The following is a 23,225-nucleotide window of genomic DNA, read 5'->3' as shown; positions in this document are numbered from 1 at the left end:
CAATGAGGAATTTGCACAATCGATGATTGCTGCTCTTTGGCGCACGCACAACGGAGTCAAGTATTGCGCAAGTCCCTGAGGAAGGAGAAGCACTATTTAAGGAAATGAAAAATGAACATCCCTTCGAATGATGACCAGTCAATGATCTTTCATACGAGAAATTCGAACCGTGGAGGAACTACTATGGATAATCAACAACTTAAAGCGCTTGTACAACAGATGACATTGGAAGAGAAGATTGCTCAACTGCTGCAGCTTACGGGACATTTCCATGAAGGCTCAGACAGCGAAGGACAGGTCACGGGGCCGATGGAGGAAATGGGCATAACCGAGCAGATGGTTGCAGCGAGCGGCTCTGTGCTTGGCTTGTCCGGGGCGCAGGCTGTAATCGATGTGCAGCAGAATTATATGAAGAAAAGCCGTCTTGGCATTCCGCTTCTGTTCATGGCCGATGTCGTTCACGGCTTCAAGACCATTTTCCCGATCCCGCTCGCGATCGGCTGCTCGTGGAATACGGAGCTCGCAGAACAGAGCGCGGCAATCGCAGCGCGAGAGTCGGCAGTTTCAGGCATTCATGTGACGTTCGCACCAATGGTCGATCTGGTGCGTGATCCGCGCTGGGGAAGAGTGATGGAAACGACGGGCGAGGATCCGCATCTGAACAGTTTATTCGCGCGGGCGTTTGTGCGCGGCTATCAAGGCAGCGATATAAAGGAAGATTCGGAGCGGCTGGCTGCATGCGTGAAGCATTTTGCCGCTTATGGGGCACCGGAAGGAGGCCGCGAGTACAACACGGTTGATATGTCGGAAAGGGCTCTGCGCGAATATTACTTGCCTGCGTACAAGGCAGCGCTGGAGGAAGGCTGCGAGATGGTCATGTCTTCCTTCAATACCGTCGACGGTATACCGGCGACAGGCAATGAGAAGCTGCTGCGCGGCATTCTGCGCGAGGAATGGGGCTTCGGCGGAGTTGTGATTTCGGACTGGGCTTCCATACGGGAAATGATTGCTCACGGTGCGGCTGAGGATGATCGCGAGGCAGCTCTCCGTGCTATAAGAGCGGGCGTGGACATCGAGATGATGACGCCGTGCTATGTACATCATTTGCCGGGGCTTATCCGCGAAGGCAAGGTAGATGAGGCGCTTGTCGATGAAGCGGTGCTGCGTATTCTGCGCCTTAAGGACAAGCTGGGCCTATTTGAGAATCCGCTGCGCGGCGCGAATCCGGAACGGGAGCGCGAGATTCTTTTTTGCGCGGAGCATCGCAAGGCATCCTACGAACTGGCAGCCAAATCCTGCGTACTGTTGAAAAATAACGGCATGCTGCCACTGCAGCCTAATACCAAGGTTGCACTCATTGGGCCATTCGCTCAGAGTGAGGACGTGTTAGGCTGGTGGTCCTGTGTCGGTGCGAAGGAGGATGCAGTGAAGCTGGGTGATGCCTTGTTGGAGCGGCTGCCAAGCGGTCATCTGAGCATCGCGGCTGGATGCGGCATCGAGTGTATGACAACGGCTCAGTTGAAGGAAGCGCTCAATACGGCTGCTGCCGCGGATGTCATTGTGCTTGCGCTGGGCGAGGAATCCGCGATGAGCGGTGAAGGCGCCTCCCGTACGGATCTTCGTCTGCCGGAAGTGCAGATGGATCTAGTGAAACAGCTGAAGACGCTTGGCAAGCCGATGGCTGCTGTCTTGTTCAACGGACGCCCGCTTGATCTGCATGGTGTCATCGAATCAGCGGATGCTGTATTGGAGGCATGGTTCCCTGGCAGTGAGGGCGGAGCAGCTGTTGCGGACATCTTGCTTGGCAAGGTGAATCCGTCAGGCCGGCTTACGATGTCATTCCCGCAATCGGTTGGGCAGGTGCCGGTTTATTACAATCATTTCAATACAGGACGGCCGCTGAATCCAAGCAAGACGGATGAACGCTATGTCTCGAAATATATCGACTGCTCGAATGATCCGCTGCTTCCGTTCGGCTACGGATTGTCCTATACATCGTTCGCCTACAGCAATCTGGAGCTTTCCAGCAGCGAGATAACAGATGAGGAGAAGCTTGAAATCCGCATAACCGTTACGAACACAGGAGCGACAGCAGGTGTGGAAACGGTGCAGCTGTATATCCGCGACATATCCGGCGAGGTTGTTCGTCCGCTGCGCGAGCTGAAGGACTATGTGCAGATTGAGTTGGAATCAGGAGAAAGCAAGGAAATCCGCTTCCACTTAACCGAGGAGCAGCTAAGATATCACCATTCCGATCTTCGCTTGGCAAGCGATGAAGGAATGTTCCAGGTACATGTTGGATCGAACAGCCGTGATACATTGCAGGACTCTTTCCGACTCGTTCGCTGATGCTGATTTAGGAATAAAAAGATGAACGACCAAAAAGGTATAGCCTTACTAGAATAACTACTAGAACTAGATTTATAGAAACAAAAGAAGACTTGCTATGACTGGGATAGGAGGAAGGGCAGACATGACGACAATAGAGAGATCAACGCAGTCGAATTTTACGATTCAAGCCGGCGAATTGTACTTTTCGTTTTGGTCGAGCGGTGATTTGCATCAAGCAGTTAGCGGGCAGATCATGCTCAATCAGTTGGTAACGAGTCCGCTTGATGGCTCGCTCAACAATTTATATTTACGGATTCACGACGATTCGGGTATCCGTTTCTATCCGCTGCTCGGGATTCGCTCGCGAAGTGCCGTGCGGACGGAAGGAAATCAGGTAGTATGGGAAGGAGCCGTTGAGGGAGCGGCGTATAAGGTAACCTTTGCACTTATGAGAGAGGGCATTTGGTTCTGGGATGTTGCTGTACGTGGGGAGGGGATAACTGTCGATATCCTGTATGGTCAAGATCTTGGCATTGCTTCAATAGGTACGGTACGAAGCAACGAGGCGTATCTGTCGCAATATATTGATCATGCTGTCTTCGAGGATGAAGAGATCGGCTGTGTTGTCTGCTCACGCCAGAATCAACCGCAAGGCGGAGCATTCCCATATATGCAGCAGGGAGCGCTCAGCCGCGCAATTGGCTACTCGACCGACGGATTTCAATTTTTTGGATTGTCCTATAAGGAAACCAACATACCGGCGAGTGTGAGCAAACCTTGTCTTTCCAATGAAGTGTATCAGTATGAATTTGCCTATACTGCGCTGCAATCGGAGCGAGTTACGCTTCATGGGGAAGAGCGATTTGTATTTTATGGTCTGTACAGAGCAGACCATGCAGCCGCAATAACGGAACTGGAGTATCGGGACGAGGTGGGGCAGGCATGGGAAGCTTACTTGTCCGAGTCAAGTCATATAGCTGCGAACGAAAAAAATGCAGCATCGAATCCGTTAAATCCTGTCCAATTCAATGCCGATATGGCTGAACCCCTGCGGACGCTTTCGATGACAGAAGCAGAAGTAGAGGCACTTTTCCCGGAACGATATCAGGAAGAGCGCATGGATGGCAAGCTGTTGTCCTTTTTCACAGACACCTACGAGCATGTCGTGCTAAAGGAAAAGGAGCTTCTCGTCGAACGTCCGCATGGACATATCGTAATGAGCGGAAACAGCGTGAAATTGGGCGCGCAGGTCATGACGACGACTGCTTATATGTACGGCATATTCAACTCGCATGTGGTGGTTGGCAACACCAATTTCAATAAAATGATGAGCAATGCTCGCAACCCGCTGAACGTGCCAAAGACGGCGGGACAACGCGTCTATGTGCACATGAACGGAGAGTATCGGCTGCTCGCAATGCCATCCATGTTCGAGATGGGCTTCAACTACGCACGCTGGTATTACAAGACAGACGACGACATGCTGATTGTGACGAACTACACGGCAACGGATGCGCCTGAGATCCACTTGGACGTCCGCTCTGTGAGTGGAACGGCCTACAAGTATGTGGTAACCAATCAAGTGACGATGAATGTCAACGAATACGAGCTTCCAGTTCACATGAAGCAGGAAGGCGGTACGCTGATTTTCCATGCCAATAAGGAATCGCTTAGCGCTAAGGTGTGCCCGAATCTTGAATATCGCATGTGGGTGGAAGGGGCGCCAGTGACGATCGGTGATGAGACGATGCTGGCAAGCGGGATCCAATCCGGTGACGCTTCGCTTGTTGTCATGCAGCTTGATGCGACTCAGGAATGGACGTTAACGATCCACGGATTGCTGGATGGACGAGAGCGTGCAGCGAATTTGGAGCACTCCCCGACGATACGTGATATCCAAACTGAAATGGATGAATACCGTGCCTTTTTGAAAAGCTTGATGAACGAATTCCATCTTTCGTACGGAGTGGGACAGTCCGATGAACTGTTCAAGATGAATGCCTTGGCGTGGTGGTACACCCACAATATGCTCGTTCATTATGCAGTACCGCACGGACTAGAACAGTATGGCGGAGCGGCTTGGGGAACGCGGGACGTATGCCAGGGGCCGGTTGAATATTTCATGGCTACTCACAAGTACGAGCAAGTGCGGGATATTGTGAAAATGGTCTATTCCCATCAATATGAGGACGATGGAAACTGGCCGCAATGGTTTATGTTCGATGAGTATGTTACGGTGCAGCAGGAGGAGAGCCACGGAGATATTATCGTATGGCCGCTCAAAGTGCTGGGCGATTATTTGACGGCAACCGGGGATTACAGTATTTTGAAGGAAAAGGTTCCTTATACCATGAAGCAGCGTTTTAACTTCACGTCGGATAAGGCGACCATACTGGAGCACGCCATCAAGGAAATTTCTTATATTCGTAAGCATTTCCTTCACGATACGCATTTATCGTCTTATGGCGATGGAGATTGGGATGATACGCTGCAGCCGGCGAATGCGCAGTTGAAGAAATATATGATTAGTAGTTGGACCGTAGCGCTTACGTATCAAGCAATGAAGCAATTTGCTGATGTGCTGCTTGCAGCAAACGAGAAGCTGGCTGAGGAATTGCAAGAGATCGCATCTGGCATTGAACAGGACTACAAACGCTACATGCTGCACACGGAGGTCATTCCCGGCTTCATCTATATGGAAGATCCGGCGCATGCCAAGCTGATGCTGCATCCGACGGATACGGAGACAGGTATTCAATACCGGCTTCTGCCGATGACGCGCAGTATTATTGCCGAACTGGTCGATGAGAAGCAGGCACGCATTAATTATCGTTTGATTCAGGATCATCTGTCGTTCCCGGATGGTGTACGGCTAATGAATCGACCGGCTCAATATGCAGGCGGCGTCAGCACGCATTTCAAGCGGGCTGAGCAGGCTTCAAACTTCGGACGCGAGGTAGGACTGCAGTATGTGCATGCGCATATTCGCTATGTTGAAGCGATGGCGAAGCTTGGGTGTGCGGACGATGCTTGGCGCGGATTGGAGACGATTAATCCCGTTGGCATTTGTGAGGTCGTCCCTAATGCGGGGCTGCGTCAAAGCAATGCCTACTTCAGCAGTTCAGACGGGAAGTTCAATACCCGATATGAGGCGCAGGAGAATATGGACGCGCTTCGCAGCGGAGCGGTGCAGGTGAAGGGCGGATGGAGAATCTATTCCAGCGGTCCAGGAATCTATATGAATCAACTGATTGCGAATGTGCTTGGCATTCGGCAGGCTGAAGGCGATTTGGTCATTGATCCTGTACTTCCGAACACGATGAACGGGCTGCATTTTGACTACCATTTTGACGGAAGACAGGTTACCTTCATTTATCATATTGCAGGCGGTGGCGTGAGCCGCGTAGCGATAAATGGGATGCAGGTGAATGCGGAGAGGTTGAATAACCCGTATCGGCGAGGTGGCATACAGATTGCCAGTGCGGATGTGGAGCGCGAATTGAAAAGCAGTGCAAATCGGATTGAAATATGGATGTAAGGAAAGGCAAAGGCGATCTTTTCCGGATCGTCCTTTTCTCTATAATGCTACAATAGGGAAAGGACATCTGAAGAGCGTGAACGGACATCGGCACATCTCAGTAAGACAAAGCGGCATCCGAACGGATGCAACATCATAAGGAAGAAGGATTGGTTACCAAACGGAGGATTGAGGACAAGTGGTCAGTATTAAGGATATCGCCAAAAAAGCAGGAGTGTCGATTTCTACGGTATCTTATGCCCTGAACGGCAGCAGCAAGGTGACGGATGAGACAAGCTCAAGAATATTGGCTATTGCCAGAGAATTGAACTATGTACCAAATGCTGCTGCCCGCAATTTGAAAAAGAGAGAAACAAAGATCATTGGAGCCTTTTTAACGGACTTCAAGGGCGAAGTATATGGCGAATTGCTGGACGGCATGAAGAAGGTATGCAATGCGCAAGGCTATGATCTGATCGTATGCAGCGGGAAGCAGTCACACCGCATGCTGCCGGAACGAATGATAGACGGGGCCGTCATTCTCGATCAGACGTTCACGAGCGAGGAATTGCTTATGTACGCTGATCGCAACCATAAGATCGTGGTACTGGATCGGGAATTGGATCATCCGAACATTAATCAGGTGCTGTTGGACAACAAGGCGGGTGCGACCTTGGCGACGGAATATTTGGTGGAGCAGGGGCACCAGAAGATTTATATTGTGACAGGCCCGCCCGGATCGTTTGATTCCGAGCAGCGGATGAAGGCCGTGAAGCTCGTGTCGGATCGAGCAGCGAATGTGGAGTGGATTGAAATCGTCGGCGATTTCAACAAAAGCGGCGGTGAGAGGGCTGCTGAGCAAATCTTGCAGGAGTACAACAGGCCGGCTGCTGTATTCTGCTTAAACGATGAAATGGCGGTGGGGCTGTGCAATCGTATTTCGGATACAGAACTTCGTATCGGCGAGCATATTCATGTCGTCGGGTTCGACAATATTGAGCTGACTCGTTATATGCAGCCGCGCCTCGCAACCATCGATTATTCTAAACATAAGTGGGGCGCGCTCGCATGTGAACAACTGCTAAAAATGATTGCTGATGAGAAGGTCGAGCATGAACGCGTCTACGTTACCCTTGTTAAGGGGGAATCCGTAGGCAAAGCATAAAAGAATGAGCCCTATTATGCCTCTCTGTCTATGAGAATCGTTCGACATCCATGTCAATCAACTGCAAAACGTTTGGATTGCTCCTTGATGGCGAACTCAAATACTGCTATCATTATCGATAAAATATCGCTAGCAGAAGACGTTCGGATCATTTCATGGGCGCCTATGAACATGCTAGTCATGGAGACAAAGGTGGGAGAAACCGATGGGACAACATCGCGCGTACAATTTTAATGCAGGGCCGGCTGCGCTGCCGCTGGCTGTATTGGAGCGGGCACAAGCCGAATTCGTGGATTTTCAAGAGCAAGGCATGTCCATTATGGAAATGTCGCACCGCGGAGCGGTATATGAACAGGTTCACAATGAAGCGAAACAATTGCTGAAAGAGCTGCTGGGCATTCCTTCTGGGTACGATGTATTGTTCCTGCAGGGCGGAGCAAGCACGCAATTCGCGATGGTGCCGATGAATTTGCTCTCTGAAGGTAAAGTAGGCGCATATGTACATACCGGAAGCTGGGCGGAAAAAGCAATTAAAGAAGCCGAGCTGATTGGTGCAACTCGCGTTATTGCTTCGACAGAAGCGGATCGCTTTATGCGCGTTCCGGCGCCTGAAGAGGTTGTTGTACCGGAGGATGCGGCCTACGTGCATATTACTTCGAATGAAACGATTGGCGGAACGCAGTATTCAGCCTATCCAGACAGCGGGTCTGTACCGCTTATTGCGGATATGTCCAGTGATATTCTGTGCCGTCCAGTAGATGTATCCAAGTTCGGTATGATCTACGCAGGCGCTCAGAAGAATCTGGGACCGTCCGGAGTTACCGTTGTCATTGCGAAAGAAGACCTGATCGCGAGCAGCCCGAAGACGATTCCATCCATGCTTCGATACAGCACGCATTATAAAAATAATTCCTTGTACAATACACCACCTTCCTTCTCCATCTACATGGTCAATTTGGTGCTGCAATGGCTGAAGGAGCGCGGCGGCCTTGAACAGGTTGAACGCGATAACCTTGCTAAGGCAGAGCTCTTGTACAGCACGATTGATGCTAGCGGAGATTTCTATCGCGGCTGCGCGGAGCGCGGAAGCCGCTCCCTCATGAACGTGACTTTCCGCTTGGCGGACGAAGAGCTTGAGAAGGCATTCATTAAGCAAGCTGGCGAAGCAGGATTCGTAGGTCTGAAAGGACACCGCAGCGTTGGCGGGCTTCGCGCTTCCATCTATAATGCGGTGCCATACGAGAGTTGTGAGGCGCTTGCGCAGTTCATGAAGCACTTCCAACAACGCAACGGCTAAAGGGGAAAGTGAAATCATTGTTCTTATAAGTAACAACGAGTTAGTGGGAAGTTGCTCCTGCTAACTCGTTTTTTTGTATGCCTATATAGAGCGCAAATTGTAGTTATAACACTTTTTTGAAATGGTACTCCATTTCCCCGGCCAGAGCTTGAGCGGTATCTCCGGTTTCTCTGAAATCATGAATATAGATTTGTTCAAATGATCCAAAGTCTACTTGCTTATAAAATTCAAAACACGGGAATCCATCATGGCTGCCCTCAACTTCAACGGCACCATTTTCTGTAACTCGTATGCGTAATAAATAATCAACAGGAGGCGCAAGTGCTAGTAATGGATTACTGGCACTTGCACACATTTGAAACATGACTTCATTAGAGCCCCAACGAATATGGGTACACAAAATGCCCTCTGTACTGGCTTTGCCGGTTCTTTTATTCACAGAACCATCTGGCTGAGTCACTTTTTCTGTTGTGATTCCAGTATTCGAATAGGAGAACACTTCCTTTTTATAAAAATCAACAACAACTTCTTGCTCAACTCTGGAACGCATTGCGTTTACGGCATAAGGTGTAAATTCGCGGGTGTCGCCTTCGTATTGAATGATATTTCCCGTATCCGACTCTTGCTTCGGCTCCGTCCAAGACATAGGTATAAAAATACTTGCTCGAATTTTGACAATGTTCGCCATAGCAACCTCCATGGTCTGTAATTGTGTTCGTTCATTCATAATAGCCCAATGCGCTGATTATGCAGGGACAACATATAAAAACCCCGCCTGCTCGGGGAAACAGGCGGGGTTATATCGGAAATGAGGAATAAGTTAGGCTAAGTGACGCTTTGTCGGTTCTGTAAGCTTGTAGCCTACATTACGAATCGTCATGATATATTCAGGGCTGCGTGCGTTTTTCTCCAGCTTATCGCGCAGGTGGCTAATATGCACATCGACGATGCGTGTATCGCCGAGGAAGTGATAGTCCCATACGCCGTGCAGCAGCTGTTGGCGGCTCAATACCTTGCCACGATGACGGCATAGGAAGACGAGCAGTTCGAACTCCTTCGGAGTTAACTCTACATCCCGGCCTTCCAGCTTCACTTCACGCTGATCCGCCATGACGTGCAGACTGCCGATTTGGTACACCTGTCCTTCATCTACAAGAGGGAGGGAACGGATGCGGCGCATGACAGCCTGAATGCGGGAGATGAGCTCCTGCGGGGAGAACGGCTTCGTCATATAATCGTCAGCGCCATTATCTAATCCATCAATTTTGTCACCTATTTCCTGCATCGCTGTCAGCATAATAACAGGCACCATATTGTTCGCCACGCGCAGCTTGCGGCATACTTCCAATCCATCGCTCTTCGGCAGCATGCGGTCAAGGATAATCAAATCTGGACGGAAAGTGGATAGAACATCAAATACAGCTTCCCCATCATAGACACACAGAACGTCATAGCCAGCCAGCTTCAAATTATATTCAATGAGGGTAGAGATTGAAGGTTCGTCATCGACAACTAAAATTTTGGATTTCAAAATAGTCCCTCCCACAATTCATTTAGTAAGTAATCGGTTGAACGAATTCCTGCATTCGATATCGTACGCCAAATTGTTTACCGATCGAATGTCATATACCAACATTATGAAGGATATTCGTCAGCGGCATATTAAGCAAACGTAAACTGGGTGTAAAAAATAGAGGAACCGATGCTCGGTTCCTCTTCAACATTGCGGATGTATTTCATGCGATCAATGGAGTTTCAATGGATTAATACTCACGTGACGTAGAAAAGCAGCTTAGGCACTTACTTGCTGTTTCGCTTTCTCGTCCTGCTGCTTATGGAAGAACGGCCACCAGTTGGCAGAACCGAACGTCTTGACCATGACGGGTACGAAGAACGGCAGGATGAGGAACGTATACAGTGTAAGTCCGGATAATACGACGGTTGCAATTTGCATCATGGACAGTACGCCTGATGGATAGAAGGAAGCAAATGTTCCTCCTAAGATGATTACGGCAGAAATAATAACCGTCCCCATATTTTTCATCGCGTATAGGATTGCATCCTTCACATCCAGATGCTTATTCTCATTGAAGCGTTCCATCAAGAAGATGCTGTAATCGACGCCAAGTGCCATCAGCATAACAAAGCCGAAGAATGGAGCTGCCCATGTAACCCCGGAGTAATCCAGCATCTTCGTAAAGATCACTTCCGTAATTCCCATCGAAGTGAAGAAGGTAAGTAGCAAGGATGCTACGATATACAGCGGCATAATGATGGATCGGAACAGGACAATCAGGATGAGTAATATACCGATGATCATGTACGTTACGGTTCTCATATAATCTTCACCAGACATTTGCTTCAAGTCGGCAAACGTGCTCGATACACCGCCAACTGCGATCGTCGCCTTTTCCAAGGAAGTTCCCTTCACGCTGCGATCTACAGCTGCTTTCACAGCGTCGATTCGATCAATAGCCGGGGTTCCATATGGATTATCAGCAAAGATGACGTCTAAGGTCATTACACTGTGATCCTCGGATAAGTACATATCGAGCGCCTTGCGGAAGGCGTCATTCGATAATACCTCATCAGGGACGAACCAGCCGCCAAGCTCTTTATCGGGCGCTGTACTTACATTTTGCAAATATCCCTGAGCAGAGTTAAGCCCATCCGATACTTGCGTCAATCCATCGGCTCCATCCTTCAAGCCGGTCGTCAGCTTGCCAATCTGATCCGATAATTGCGAGAAGCCGTCTCCGATCTGTTTTTGGCCAGCTTGAAGTTTATCAAGTCCTGTTATGATGCCAGGTACTTTGCTAATGATTTGGCCTTGGCCATTGGCTGCCTGCTTCAGACCTGACTCTAGCTGCGAGATGCCTGCAATGAGCTGATCGAACCCTGATGCCAGCGCCTTCTGGCCGGTAGTGGCTTGCTCGTAGCCTTGGTTCGCCTGAGCCATGCCTCCGTTTACTTTCGCTAATGTAGATTGCATCTGTCCAAGAGCGCCGGATAATTGGGCTGCCCCTTGCCCAGCAGCGGTTACGGTACCGCGAATTGTCATATAATCAGCGTCTTTCAACAAATCCGGGAAGCGTTCCTCCAAGCTTGCGAATCGGCCCGTTAACGATTGCAGCGACTCGGTCAATTCGCTGAACTGTGTATTCATTTGGCCAACGCCGCTTGTTATTTCAGTAAGACCTTGCCCAATCTGCTTATAGGTATCGAGCAGCTTCTGATGCGCTTGGGCCAGCTTTTGCGCACTCTCCTTGGCCTGCTTCAGACCTTGCTGCAGTTGGCCGGCACCGGCAGAACCATCGCGAATGCCGGATTCAATGCGGCTAAGTCCGTCATTCAACTGCTTGATTCCGGATTTCAGTTCTTGTGTTCCCGTGGTAAGCTGTGCTGCTCCGCTAGCTGCCTCTTTGAGCTTAGGCTCGTTTTTGCTTAATTCGTTGCTTGCTTCGGACAATCCATCTTTAATTTTGGATAATCCGTCATTTCCCTTGGACAGGCCGCTGTCAAGTGTCTTGACCTGTTCGGTAATTTGGAAGTCCTTGATTTCATCGCCTGCAGGTCGGCTAAGGCTGCGAACGCCCGATACACCATCTACCTTAATTAGCTCTCGGCTCATTTTCTCGGCTACGGCCATATATTCGCCCACCTGAAGCGGGGAATAGCTCTTGATGACGACTTGGGTCGGCATGGATTCGCCAGGCTCGAAGCTGTCTGCAATAATATTAAAGGCTTTGACGGAATCGTATTTATCTCCGATTTCCTCCAAGCTGTTAAACGATACTTCACCTTTATAGGATATTAGGAACGGAACAGTGACGGCTGCAACCACGAGCATCGCTGCCAGCGGTCGGCGCAGTGAGAATGAGCCAATGGCACCCCACGAACAGCTTTCTTTATGCTCAATCGATTTCTTCGCTGGCCAGAACAGCTTCTTGCCGAGCACGGCCATGAAGAACGGTACGACCGTTACTAACGCGAGCAGCATGATCGCAATTCCAATGGCAACTGCAACGGCAGAACGATACAAATTGAATTCGGAAAATCCAATCACGGAAAAACCGACAAGTACGGCGATTCCGGAGAAGAGGACTGTTTTGCCGGCAGTACGGTACGTGGCGGCAATCGCATCCCATAGATCGTCGTGCTTAGCGAGCTCTTCCTTATACCGACTGAGGAGCAGGATGCAGTAATCCGTTCCAATTCCGAATAAGACAGCCACCATAAAGATTTGCGTGAACGTCGATAACGGGAATTGGGTGCTTTCGACAAGAAATGCGACAATGGATTGTGAAATGATATAGCTCAGACCGACTGTTAGCAGCGGAATGAAGGCTGCGACGATTGAGCGGAAGACGAAAAATAGGATGGCTAGAATGAATACAACGGTAATCAGTTCCGACTTCTTCAAGCCCTCTTGTGAGCTGACGAGTTGGTCATTTTCAATCAGCTTTTGACCTGTAATGTAGTGCTCAACAGAAGTAGAAGCGAGTTCTTTATTGATTTGATCACGAATCTCTACGGGATTCGCTGTCTCGGTGCTGACTAATAGGGAGGTGAGTACAGTTTTGTTGTCTTTGGAAATTAATTTAGCCTTTAATTCCGACTGTCCGTATGGTTCGAGCATGGAGACGATATGAAGGCTGTTTTTGTTTTGATTGAGCTGTTGAATAGCTTGCTGAATGTCTTTGGTGTCCTTATCAGTCATTCCATTTGGATTATGGAAGACCAGTGCCATACTCGTTTCATGCACATTGCCTTTCGCATTGGACACTTCATCCATGATGCGGATCGCTTCTGCAGAGGAGTAGCCGTCAGGTACGCCAATCGTACCATGCTCCTTCACGAGCTCACTAAGCGACGGTGCTGCTATTGCAAGAATAACAGCAACCGCAATCCAGGCTGCCAATACAGCCCATTTTGCTCTCAGTATCATTCTCATTTTTGATTCTTCCCTTCTTTCATCAAGCGGGCGAGCTTCTCGTACGCTCCGATGAAGGCTTCAACTTCCGTTTCGCTGAAATGAATCAGATAAGAGGCGACAATATCCTGCACCTTTTTGTCCGCATGCTCTAATACAGTTCGTCCTTCCTCCGTTAAGGACAGTACGATTACACGCCGATCCTCCTCAGCAGGCGTCCGTTCAACGTATCCGCGATCGACAAGTCGATTAATAATGGCAGTAATAGAGCTCTTTACGACCTTGAATACTTCAGCCAGATCGGTGGAGGTGCATTGGCCTCGCTGATGGAGTACACACATGATCTGGTATTGGTCGATCGTTAGATGATCTGGAATCGCCTCTCCAATCTCATTAAATAAATGCTTTATTACAGTAAATTCTGCAGCAATATACCGTTCAATAATGGTTTTGGCATCTCGATTCATGAAAATAACTCCCTTGTCATTTATTATGGTTCGATAGTCGAACCATTCGATTGTAGAACTATAATAATTCATGCTAAATTCAGTGTCAATTCGATCGATGTAAATATTGTGTAAAGATAACTTCGATCCTGATGCGATGGAAGAGGAAGCAAAGCAATAGGCTTGCCTTCTTGGTGTATAATAAAACAATGAAATGTGAGGTGAACATCAGATGGCATTCAACATCGTATTAGTTGAACCAGAAATACCAGCAAACACAGGAAATATTGCGCGTACTTGCGCTGCAACGGGCACCCATCTGCACTTGGTTCGTCCACTCGGGTTCCGAACGGATGATGCAACCTTGAAGCGTGCGGGGCTCGATTATTGGTATGCAGTTACGATTCATTACTATGATTCGTTCCAGGAGCTGCAGGAGAAATATAAGGATGGACGTTTCTTCTACGCGACGAAAAAAGCAGATAACTGCTACAGTGACTTTTCCTTCCAGGATGGGGACTTTTTCGTGTTCGGCAAAGAAACGAAAGGACTTCCTCCGGAAATAATTGATGCGAATCCAGAGACATGCATGCGCATGCCAATGACAGACAAGGTTCGATCGCTCAACTTGTCTAATGCGGCGGCAATTGTCGTGTATGAAGCACTGCGTCAGGCAGACTTCATGAATTTGAGGTAATTAGCACCTAATTACAAGAATTGAATAAAAACGAATTGAATTGACAAATTTCAGCAGGATTTTGGATCGGAGCATCGAAGTAGTAGGGGCAGTAGTTTCGAGGGTAAACAAGAGAGAAGAGTATATACAAGAGAGGTGGAACTGATGAAACCTGCCGGTGTTGTCCGTAAAGTCGATCAATTGGGACGCATTGTACTGCCTAAGTCGCTTAGGAAGCGTTACCAGATGAACGAGGGGGATCCTGTTGAAATTTTAGTTCAAGGAGATCATATTATTCTCGAGCGCTATCGTCCGAAGTGCGTATTCTGCGGTTCAATGGACGGGGTAGCGGATTTTAAGGATCGTTACATATGCACGCAATGCATGCACGAAATGACCCACTTGGCAAGATAGAGAGAAACATGGAAGCGAAGCATCACATTCGGTGGTGCTTCTTTTTTATGGGTTATTTCTATTGTACAAAGATGCTCATGCGTTCACATGTCGGAAGCTTGTCCGCAGGAGTAGAGCATATGGTGAAAAAGCCAAGGATAGGGAATTCCCTATCCTTGACATTATGGCTTCCGTTCTGAGCCTTGTTCTATGCAAGTGCAGTAGATTGGCATGCTAGCAGATCAACATGCAGAATATCATTCGTTACAGGGTGACGTTGTATCTCTTGAACCTGTGCCGTAATTGGATTTGCCCCATCAATACTCAACTCCAGCTGGTTGTGAGCCGCATCTCTAACCCATAGGGCGAACGCTTTGGCATCCATGTGAAGGTTCACACTGGCTTGTTGTTGAAGGAGAACGCATGGAATTCTCCCTTCAGAGCGAAGCTGCCGGACTTCGCTTCGTTTTTCAATATTCCGTGTCACTGCTTGAAACTGCTGCATCATCTTTTATACTCTCCCTTATCGCAATTTGTGAGGGCAGCTATGGTTCGTGCTTCCCAGCAGGAACGCTAGCTGTCCGATAAACAACCAATATACAGCTTCTTTGCTCGGAGATATCGCGATTCAAGCGATACCCAGCCGAGTATTTAATCTCAATCACCTGCTCTTCCAGCAGCGTGGCCAAAAAATCATTAGCCTTCTCTTCTGCTGTTGCAGCACTTACATCCACAAACTCTTTAACCTGGATCATTGCATCATTCCTTTCTTCTGCAGACCATTAAATGTAAAAAACCTTACATATGCACGAAGGCACCTCGCCCCATCGGGGGCGAAATGCCTCGTTATTCCTACTGTATCAAGATAGGTAACGGGTGTCAATCGAACCTGATGTATCCAGATTTAGAAATCGTACATAAAGTCTCATCTTACATAAAGCATTCCAAGAATAAAGCATAAAAAAAGAAGCCTTCCGGATTCGGAAAGCCTCTTCTTCTTACAAGCCGCTCGTCTTATCCTCATTGTAGCCAGCAGTCAGCATAGCCGTAATGAACATGGCGAATACGAGCATAATAATCCAAAATGTTACGGACATGATATGCACACCCCCAATGGATGCTTTTATTATACCCAAAACATACCAAAATGAAAATATGAAAAGCAGGTTGTTGCGCAAGTTGTCACTTAAAGAATAAGAAATGAGTAGGAAGAGAGCGCATCTCACCATCAGATGGCGTATTCACAACCCGGCCATTGAACACAAGTGTCGATGATCCGCCGCCATCCAGGTTGTATGCATCCCTGATACCAAGATTGGCCAGCTTCCGCTGTAATTCTTCCAAGGTTGCTCCTGAACTTCCGCTTTCATTATATCCGTCCACAACTAAAATGAGCAGTTGATCATCCTTGTAATTGCCGATAACCGTGCGCGGGGCCCGTGCAGGAGATGTCTTCCACTTATCAGGGATCGTGAGACTTGCACCATTTTTGAGCAAGGCAGGAACGAACGTTGCCCCATACTTTGGCTGGAGCTTGTCCAATTCTTCCTTCTGATAAAATTTTCCCCCGATCAATCGAGAGTTAACATCCATCCCAACGAAGGACAAATTTTTGAAGCTCGGCTCAAAGGAAGAGATATACTTGCCATTCATGACGGTGGTTCCGAGCGGATAACGCTTGCCTTTGCTTTCTGCATAACCGCCAGCATTAATGCCAGCAACCGCGTTATAGCGCTTCACGGCCTGCATGGTTGTCTCCGAGCCGCCATATTCATCATGGCCAAGTGTCATTCGCATCGCTTTAGGATCCTTCAACTTGACCTTCATTGCATATCCGCGATAGGTTGGCTGATTAATGATATATAGCTCCGCACGCAGCTTCTCACTGTCGATGCGTTCCTGAGGAGTGCCCAGCCGAGCTGTAATCCGTTGATCATAGATTCGCTCCGGACGCTTAGCCTGTTGGCTTGCCGTTAGGACGATGTCATTCATCGTGGTCGTCGTTTGCTTATACAAGGTAGAAATATGACGCACGGATTCAACGGTGTGGACAGCTATCTCCTTAGCCTTATCTAATTGTGAGGATACTCGGGACTGCTTTTCATTGAATGATGCCGGCTCAGCAAGCGGCGCAGTCTCTAATTGAAGCGACACACTTTGCGAAGAAATCAGCATCCATATCATCATGCCAAGAAAGGGTGCGGTAATCATCATGAACATTCGGTTGACTACTTTAACTTGCAACTTCATAAAAACCGCCTCGCTTGTTATTTCAACAAATCCATCTTCTTCTGCAGCGCTGCCAGCTGCTTTTTCACTTCGTTCAATTGAGTATACAGCTTGTTGCTGTTGTCTGTTTTGTTCGAAGTATTATCTTTCGTAAACGTAAGTAGTTCATTGAACGATTGAACTTTGCTTTGCATGGCGTCCATCTTCTTATTTAACTCGCCAAGCTGCTTTTCATAGTCTAATTTGACTTGCTGCAGCTGGGCTTGGGTTTGCACTTGGAGTTCCTGAAGCATCGATTTCTTCATATGGGTGCTGTAGAAGTAGGTAGCAGTTACTCCAATGCCGATCATAATGACCCAGAAAAGGAGAAACCATTTGGCGCTAGCTCCGCTCGTCTTCGTTCGGGAGCGACGTGCACTGTCGCGTTCTGTCTGTGCTGTTGGTTGCATTGAATCACCTCGAAAGAAGTCGAATGGTAAGATAAAAACAATACTCATTCTAGCATGAATTCTATCATTTTTGGTGGTGAAAATGCAAAATTCATACAAATCCTGCATTGAAGTTACAGGAGGGGTTCGATAGAATAAAGGAGGGTTTATGATGAAAAATGTCGATAAATGATACTTCCGTCAGGGGTAAAGAAAAGGGATGGAAAAAATAGATATCATATCAAAATACTTGAAAACGTTTACAAAAATAGGATTAATTGTATTACTTCTATTACAATGCTGGTTTGTTTTTATTACGGTTCGATATCCGTACCTAGGGCTTCGCGTAGAGATTGAGCAGGGAGAATGGAAGATTGCTGAATTTTCCAATGGCCAATTTGCGAAGCGTCAGCAACTAGAGGTTGGAGATCGCATCGTAAGCATTAACGGCAAGCCGCCGCAAGAGCATCCGACCGTACGTCGATGGCACACCGTTGAACAAGCTGAATATATCGTTATCGATCATCTTGGGCATAGCAGGTTAATCGATATGGCGAATGAACCGCGCCATCCATTTTCCGGTGTGCTGCCTTTCGCAAGTGAATTCATTTTTATTGTGCTTGCAGGATACATATGGTGGAAGAAACGTTCTGCTTTATCCATGAGGATGCTGTGCTGCTTGCTGCTCATTATGATCATCATTTATATGAGTATGGGGGCTACCTTCCGTGGAGATCTGATTGGGCAAATCATTATTTGGTCTGCTGTTGCCTTAATGCCGATCGTACTACTGCACTTCATTGCACAATTTTTCTATGAGAAGGCTGGGATTACATACTCGCGTCGAGGCATTTATTTGTTCTATGGAATCGTCGGCATGTATTTCGTATTGAAATCAACATTCTTGTTGACCGATTATGTGTATGATGTATATCAAATCGATAATTTTGTTGCAGATTGGCTCTTTTTGAGCGGTGTCGCTTACAACTTCTATTGGGTTGCGTCGACCTATTATCGCAATCGTCAAGGTTCCCCTCATATTGCAGCGGTCATTCGTTATGTATGGATATGGATGGGGATTGCGTTTGCACCAATTCTTTTATTGACCTATGTTCCAATGCTGTTCCGGCAGGATCCGCTTGTATCGCCGCTGCTGACGGGGTGGTTCACGCTGCTGATGCCGTTAAGCTTTGTGTACTTGAATCAGTTCCATAAATTATCCGACCTCGAGATCGTAATCAAACGTGTAGTGGCGCTTGTCCTTATTGCGATGGTTCCTGGAGCGCTCGTGGTTGGACTAAATGCGATCATTTTCGTTGAATCGCATACGATTGTACAGCATGTGTTCAGCTTTGGTTTTATTGTTATTTTACTGTCTGTAGTGTTGTACAGCTTCCCTTACTTCAATCGGAAGCTCACGACAGCGATTTTTCCTAGCGATGAGCGGCTGAAGGAGTCTCTGCAATTGATTACGGGTCAATTAACGGCACTTGATACGATGCAGGAATGGGGGAAGGCTATCCTTTATTCCATTATTCAAAATTTGAACGTTCGAGGAGCGGCGCTCGTCATCAAAAACCCTCACAATGATGTGGAACTCTATATTGATGGTGCACTGGATGCAACGGAAGTGGAGCGTCGGGTTCGCTCGGGTCAATTTTCTTCGGAATCGGCTTATTGGTTCGAGGTTGAGCGGCATGATGTGTATATTGCTTATTTGGTAGTCGCACATCGTGAAGATGGGTCAGAGCTGAACATGGAAGAGCAAGAGTGGATTCGCCAATTGATCCGCTATATGAATATCGGCATGAAAAAAGTAATGATGATTCATATGCTGAATACGCAAATCGAACAATTAAAGCAGGAAACCGAGCGGCAGCCTGTGACCCTCCAGTCCTTAACAACAGGACCATGGGTAATCGAGAAAATGTTTGGTTCCATAGAGAAGGATAAAGGGAAGCTGTCTAACATGCTGCAGCATACCGTTATGCGACGTTTGCATGATATTGGGATTCAGCTTGATGCGATCCGAATGAGCACGGAAGCGGATGATGCACGGCAGCAGGCAGTCGAAATTGAAAAGCAGCTGACCGATGTAAATATGAAGCTGCGGCATACCTGCTTGGCACTCGATCCTCAGCTTATGCACACGGCGGGATTCGCCAATGCGGTACGGCAATTTATCGAAGGAGAATGTTCAGAGTGGGCGGAACGGGTGCAGTTCCAGGTTGATCCTGAAGCAGGGATAGACGCACTGTACCCCGTTATGAAGCTCCATGTATTCCGGATGGTGCAGGAGCTGCTGTATAATTCTTTTTACCATGCTTATGCACGCTCGATTGAGCTTCAATTGTACAAGGTAGATGGGCAAATTGTTATTTTGTATGAAGATGATGGAGTCGGCTTTGAAGCGGCAACTGTGTTCAATGAGCGTGCCAAGGTGCGGGGGCTGAAGCTTCTCCGTGCACGTGTATTGCTGGTAAATGGCAGTATGACATGGAAGGCTTCCCCTGGAGAGGGTGTCTGCATTATTATTTCGATTCCATTCCGAACGATAAATGGTTTGCTTCACAGTGGAGAGCCGACTGTTTAGAATGGGTGGATATACCAGAAAAAAACATATTCGTGTTGATCGCATAAGGAGTGCCTAATCATCTTATTTATAGTGGTAGGGCACTCCTTATTATTCGAAATGAGTTACGTATGATGGCAAGTTAAATGTTACAGTAGCAAGCATACAGGCATACAAGAATACAAGCATGGAAGGAGATAATGCACGAAAGTTTGCTGTTCCTTAATCGATAGCTAACTAACATGTATTGGGGCATAGATTTCGCTTTCGCTTAAACATATAATTGAAGTAGTGAAACAGCCTGTACGGGTGCTTACACAATGAGAACGATCACTATATAATGTAATTATGATGCCGGATACGCTTACACAGGTGACAAGATTGTGATGACTGCAAATCATACTGACCGTTGCATTAATAATGCGTTGGGTGTATCATTTTTGGAAATAGGAAGGGATGATACGTTATGCAATATAATTTTTCTGCTCGTGTGCGCTCTGTAGAGAGTTCGGTAGTACGCGATATACTTAAACTGACACAAGGCAAGTCGATAATCTCATTTGCTGGTGGATTGCCTGCAGACGAATTGTTCCCGATCGATGCGATTCGTGAAGCTTCTGGGCGTGTATTTAGCCAAGGTCCCCAAGCCTTGCAGTACGGATTGACTGAAGGGGCCGTTGTGCTGCGCGAGAGACTGGCAGCTCGTATGAAGGTGAATCGTGGCATTCAAGCAGAAGTGGATGAGATTCTAGTTACATCAGGCTCTCAGCAAGCGATAGATTTATTCGCAAGAGCGTTGTTGGATCCAGGTGATGTTGTTCTGGTGGAGAACCCAACATATCTTGCATGCCTGCAGGTGCTTGGTTCCTATAATGCCCGCATCATTCCGGTGGAAAGCGATAGCAACGGCATGGTGCCAGAAGATTTGGCTGCTAAGCTGAAAGAGCACAATCCGAAGTTTGTCTATATCGTACCAACGTTCAGCAACCCAACAGGGCGGGTATGGAGCTTGGAACGCAGACAAGCGCTGTTGAATCTGTGCCTTGAGCACGAGGTTCTCGTATTGGAAGATGATCCGTATGGCGACTTGAAGTTTACAGACAATAACGTACCGAATATTGCTTCCTTAGAAGGCAAACCGGAGGAGCGAATCGTTGCATATACGAGCACATTCAGTAAAACGGTTGCCCCAGGTCTGCGTACAGGATGGATCGTTGCTGACAAGCAGGTGATTCGCATGATGGCAAGAGCGAAGCAATCTGCGGATCTTCACTCCAGTGTCCTGGATCAGCTGATCCTAGGCGAGATGCTTCTTCCTGAAGTGTTTGATCTGGATGGACATATTCGCAAGCTGTCTGGAGTATATAAGGAACGCATGGAAACAATGGCGTCCGAGCTGCAGCAAGAAATGTGGAAAGACGCGAAATGGAATACTCCGCAAGGTGGCATGTTCTTCTGGGTAGAGCTTCCAGAAGGTTTGGACGCGCAAGCATTGTTGAAGGTTGCAGTAGAGAAGGGTGTTGCGTTTGTTCCGGGAACTTCCTTCTACGCTGGGGAGCCAAATCGCAATACGATGCGTCTCAACTATTCATTTGCGGAGCCTAGCGTAATTCGTACCGGTATGGAGCGCCTGACAGATGCTGCATCCGAATTCCTTGGCCGCTATTCTGGTGTATAAGTCAGTATACTGAAAATTGAATCTTTCGCAGTTGCACAGAAGTGCAGGTGGAAGCGATGGAATAGATAAAAACAAGCATCCCTTTTGAGGTGCTTGTTTTTTTATGGAGTCAGGATAGCGGCTATTTGATACAGAAAGTAAGTGGAATAGGATACTGTCATCAGAATTTGCAACTGTTTTTGATTCTGTTTCTATTTCTGCTCCTGTCCTCGCCCCTTTTCTCTCTTCCGCTGCTTTGGTACACTCTCCCCTTCGCTCAGTTACTGTGGATCGTTGCTGCGATTCCGAATCGTTGTTCTGCGAATTGATCTACTGAGAATTGCTGTTCTGCGAATCGTTGTTGTTCGAATTGATGTATTGCGAATTGATGTATTACGAATCGTTGTTCTGTAATCACTGTTCTGCGAATCGTTGTTGTTCGAATTGATTTACTGTGAATTGCTGTTCTGTAATCGCCGTACTTCGAATTGTTGTACTTCGAATCGTTGTCCCGCAATCGTCGTACCACAAGTCAACTGACCCATGGGGATAGTGGAACAAAGGGAGGAAAGGACTACATACGTGCTGAAATCATCCATTTATCTTATTACTGAGATAGTCCGGGCAGCTTCGCGATAATGTTCGCATACTGCGTGACGGCCGTTGTCCCTTCAGGTGTAAGTGTGTAAATACCACGGCTTTGGCGCTCGAACCAACCGTAATAGTTTCGTTGCAGTATGCTCGCCGCATCACCAACTCCCGCTCTGCTGCGCACAACAGCAGCTCGAAGAGGGCCCTCCTGCAAGACATTCGCCACGCGCAGTGCCTTCTCGCGATAGGCCGTAACGAGTGGCTGCTTCGTCGTACCGCCAACATTATAGTCACCGCTCCGCGCATGGAATTCACGAACGAGCCGGGATGTTCTGGCCTTGACCGTTTTAACTGGTTTAGGCTTATATAAGCTCCCTTGCTCTGTGCTTGTCCAGCCAGGAGGATGGCATATAGCCTCTACAAATGGTGCCTTGCGTTTGTAGAAGGTGACGAGAAGGAAGCCTATCCCAAGGCGTTCGCACAACTGACGAAGTCCATGAATAGAGTGGCTGCTTCGGGTTGCTTTTTTTTTGGCAACAGCAACGTATACTGTCGAGGACAATTTCATTCGATCTAAGGCCTGCAGCAGCAGTGTAACATTAAAGGAAGATTTCAGTTCTATAATAATGGGCTCTGCTTCTGGTGCACCTGGGCGGATGGCAACCATATCGCAATGGCGAACCTCGCCGCGAACTTGATATCCAATCGCTTCGAAGTATGCCTTTATAGGGGCATACAGCTCTGATTCCTTGCGGATTGCCCTCGAAAGCTCTGCTTGCTGCTCCTGTTGCTCAAGCCGCCCAGACGACAATGGTTGATTGATGATTAGCTCTGCACTTGACGCTTCGGTCTGCAGATTCTCAGATTTTTTTGCTCTACCGATTCGAGTAGTTGATGCTGTTGATTTGCCCATACCCAAGATATACTCCTTTCCCGATGAAAAAAAGGGGAGCTAAACATCATTATGACTCCTCCTCCCCCTAATTTCCT

General features: G+C 47.8%; 19 protein-coding genes. 9 read left to right on the top strand and 10 right to left on the bottom strand.

Going from position 1 to position 23,225, the window contains the following annotated elements:
• The first annotated feature begins 183 nt into the window (after positions 1–183).
• From NO352_RS16015 to serC, 5 genes are all read left to right on the top strand, one after another.
• On the top strand, positions 184–2,349 hold the full coding sequence (locus tag NO352_RS16015) for a glycoside hydrolase family 3 N-terminal domain-containing protein (RefSeq protein WP_289356118.1): 2,166 nt from the start codon (positions 184–186) through the stop codon (positions 2,347–2,349).
• 124 nt (positions 2,350–2,473) lie between these two features.
• Positions 2,474–5,869 (top strand): GH36-type glycosyl hydrolase domain-containing protein, encoded by a 3,396-nt coding sequence (locus NO352_RS16010; RefSeq protein ID WP_289356117.1) that lies wholly within the window; start codon positions 2,474–2,476, stop codon positions 5,867–5,869.
• A gap of 178 nt (positions 5,870–6,047) precedes the next feature.
• The gene (locus tag NO352_RS16005; protein ID WP_289356116.1) at positions 6,048–7,013 is read left to right on the top strand and encodes a LacI family DNA-binding transcriptional regulator; all 966 of its coding nucleotides are present in this window, start codon (positions 6,048–6,050) and stop codon (positions 7,011–7,013) included.
• Positions 7,014–7,100: 87 nt separating this feature from the next.
• Entirely contained in the window at positions 7,101–7,247 is a 147-nt protein-coding gene (locus tag NO352_RS16000; RefSeq protein ID WP_163979111.1) for a hypothetical protein, read from the top strand.
• Positions 7,219–8,310: a 3-phosphoserine/phosphohydroxythreonine transaminase gene (serC, locus tag NO352_RS15995; protein WP_005552214.1), complete on the top strand. Its 1,092-nt coding sequence runs from the start codon at positions 7,219–7,221 to the stop codon at positions 8,308–8,310. The genes NO352_RS16000 and serC overlap by 29 nt, the downstream gene beginning before the upstream one ends.
• A 103-nt stretch (positions 8,311–8,413) precedes the next feature.
• On the opposite strand, the gene NO352_RS15990 is transcribed toward serC, so the two are convergent.
• The 4 genes from NO352_RS15990 to NO352_RS15975 form a co-directional block, all read right to left on the bottom strand.
• Positions 8,414–8,998: a DUF3238 domain-containing protein gene (locus tag NO352_RS15990; RefSeq protein WP_289356115.1), complete on the bottom strand. Its 585-nt coding sequence runs from the start codon at positions 8,996–8,998 to the stop codon at positions 8,414–8,416.
• A 132-nt stretch (positions 8,999–9,130) separates the two neighbouring features.
• Positions 9,131–9,841, bottom strand: coding sequence for a response regulator transcription factor (locus NO352_RS15985; protein ID WP_005552212.1), 711 nt, complete (start codon positions 9,839–9,841; stop codon positions 9,131–9,133).
• A 261-nt stretch (positions 9,842–10,102) separates the two neighbouring features.
• Positions 10,103–13,264: an MMPL family transporter gene (locus NO352_RS15980; RefSeq protein ID WP_289356114.1), complete on the bottom strand. Its 3,162-nt coding sequence runs from the start codon at positions 13,262–13,264 to the stop codon at positions 10,103–10,105.
• Positions 13,261–13,710, bottom strand: coding sequence for a MarR family winged helix-turn-helix transcriptional regulator (locus tag NO352_RS15975; protein ID WP_005552210.1), 450 nt, complete (start codon positions 13,708–13,710; stop codon positions 13,261–13,263). The genes NO352_RS15980 and NO352_RS15975 overlap by 4 nt, the downstream gene beginning before the upstream one ends.
• 211 nt (positions 13,711–13,921) lie before the next feature.
• Here NO352_RS15975 and trmL point away from each other — a divergent pair, with 211 nt between their 5' ends.
• Together trmL and NO352_RS15965 are read left to right on the top strand one after the other, a co-directional pair.
• The gene (trmL, locus tag NO352_RS15970; RefSeq protein ID WP_289356113.1) at positions 13,922–14,386 is read left to right on the top strand and encodes a tRNA (uridine(34)/cytosine(34)/5-carboxymethylaminomethyluridine(34)-2'-O)-methyltransferase TrmL; all 465 of its coding nucleotides are present in this window, start codon (positions 13,922–13,924) and stop codon (positions 14,384–14,386) included.
• Between the two features lie 144 nt (positions 14,387–14,530).
• Entirely contained in the window at positions 14,531–14,779 is a 249-nt protein-coding gene (locus tag NO352_RS15965; protein ID WP_005552205.1) for an AbrB/MazE/SpoVT family DNA-binding domain-containing protein, read from the top strand.
• A 187-nt stretch (positions 14,780–14,966) separates the two neighbouring features.
• Here the strand turns inward: NO352_RS15965 and NO352_RS15960 are convergent, their stop codons facing one another.
• The 4 genes from NO352_RS15960 to NO352_RS15945 form a co-directional block, all read right to left on the bottom strand.
• Positions 14,967–15,266, bottom strand: coding sequence for a 50S ribosomal protein L25 (locus NO352_RS15960; protein WP_005552202.1), 300 nt, complete (start codon positions 15,264–15,266; stop codon positions 14,967–14,969).
• A 37-nt stretch (positions 15,267–15,303) separates the two neighbouring features.
• A complete protein-coding gene (locus NO352_RS15955) occupies positions 15,304–15,513 on the bottom strand; it encodes a sporulation protein Cse60 (protein ID WP_005552201.1) in 210 nt (69 codons plus the stop codon).
• A 427-nt stretch (positions 15,514–15,940) separates the two neighbouring features.
• Positions 15,941–17,008: a phosphodiester glycosidase family protein gene (locus NO352_RS15950; RefSeq protein WP_268621661.1), complete on the bottom strand. Its 1,068-nt coding sequence runs from the start codon at positions 17,006–17,008 to the stop codon at positions 15,941–15,943.
• A gap of 17 nt (positions 17,009–17,025) precedes the next feature.
• Positions 17,026–17,436 carry a hypothetical protein gene (locus NO352_RS15945; RefSeq protein ID WP_005552197.1) on the bottom strand — a complete coding sequence of 137 codons (411 nt, stop codon included), beginning with the start codon at positions 17,434–17,436 and terminating at the stop codon, positions 17,026–17,028.
• A 199-nt stretch (positions 17,437–17,635) separates the two neighbouring features.
• Here NO352_RS15945 and NO352_RS15940 point away from each other — a divergent pair, with 199 nt between their 5' ends.
• Positions 17,636–20,008, top strand: coding sequence for a sensor histidine kinase (locus tag NO352_RS15940; RefSeq protein WP_005552196.1), 2,373 nt, complete (start codon positions 17,636–17,638; stop codon positions 20,006–20,008).
• Between the two features lie 445 nt (positions 20,009–20,453).
• Positions 20,454–21,665 (top strand): aminotransferase-like domain-containing protein, encoded by a 1,212-nt coding sequence (locus NO352_RS15935; RefSeq protein ID WP_289356111.1) that lies wholly within the window; start codon positions 20,454–20,456, stop codon positions 21,663–21,665.
• Between the two features lie 256 nt (positions 21,666–21,921).
• On the opposite strand, the gene NO352_RS15930 is transcribed toward NO352_RS15935, so the two are convergent.
• Together NO352_RS15930 and NO352_RS15925 are read right to left on the bottom strand one after the other, a co-directional pair.
• Positions 21,922–22,173, bottom strand: coding sequence for a hypothetical protein (locus NO352_RS15930; RefSeq protein ID WP_289356110.1), 252 nt, complete (start codon positions 22,171–22,173; stop codon positions 21,922–21,924).
• A gap of 78 nt (positions 22,174–22,251) precedes the next feature.
• Positions 22,252–23,148, bottom strand: coding sequence for a DUF2161 family putative PD-(D/E)XK-type phosphodiesterase (locus NO352_RS15925; protein ID WP_268621668.1), 897 nt, complete (start codon positions 23,146–23,148; stop codon positions 22,252–22,254).
• Positions 23,149–23,225: the final 77 nt, after the last annotated feature.

Origin of the sequence: Paenibacillus sp. S-12 (assembly GCF_030363895.1) — a bacterium.
Classification (GTDB): Bacteria; Bacillota; Bacilli; order Paenibacillales; family Paenibacillaceae; genus Paenibacillus_B; species Paenibacillus_B alvei.
The sequence above is the reverse complement of the archived record's forward strand: the minus strand, read 5'-3'. Positions and strand labels throughout refer to the sequence as shown.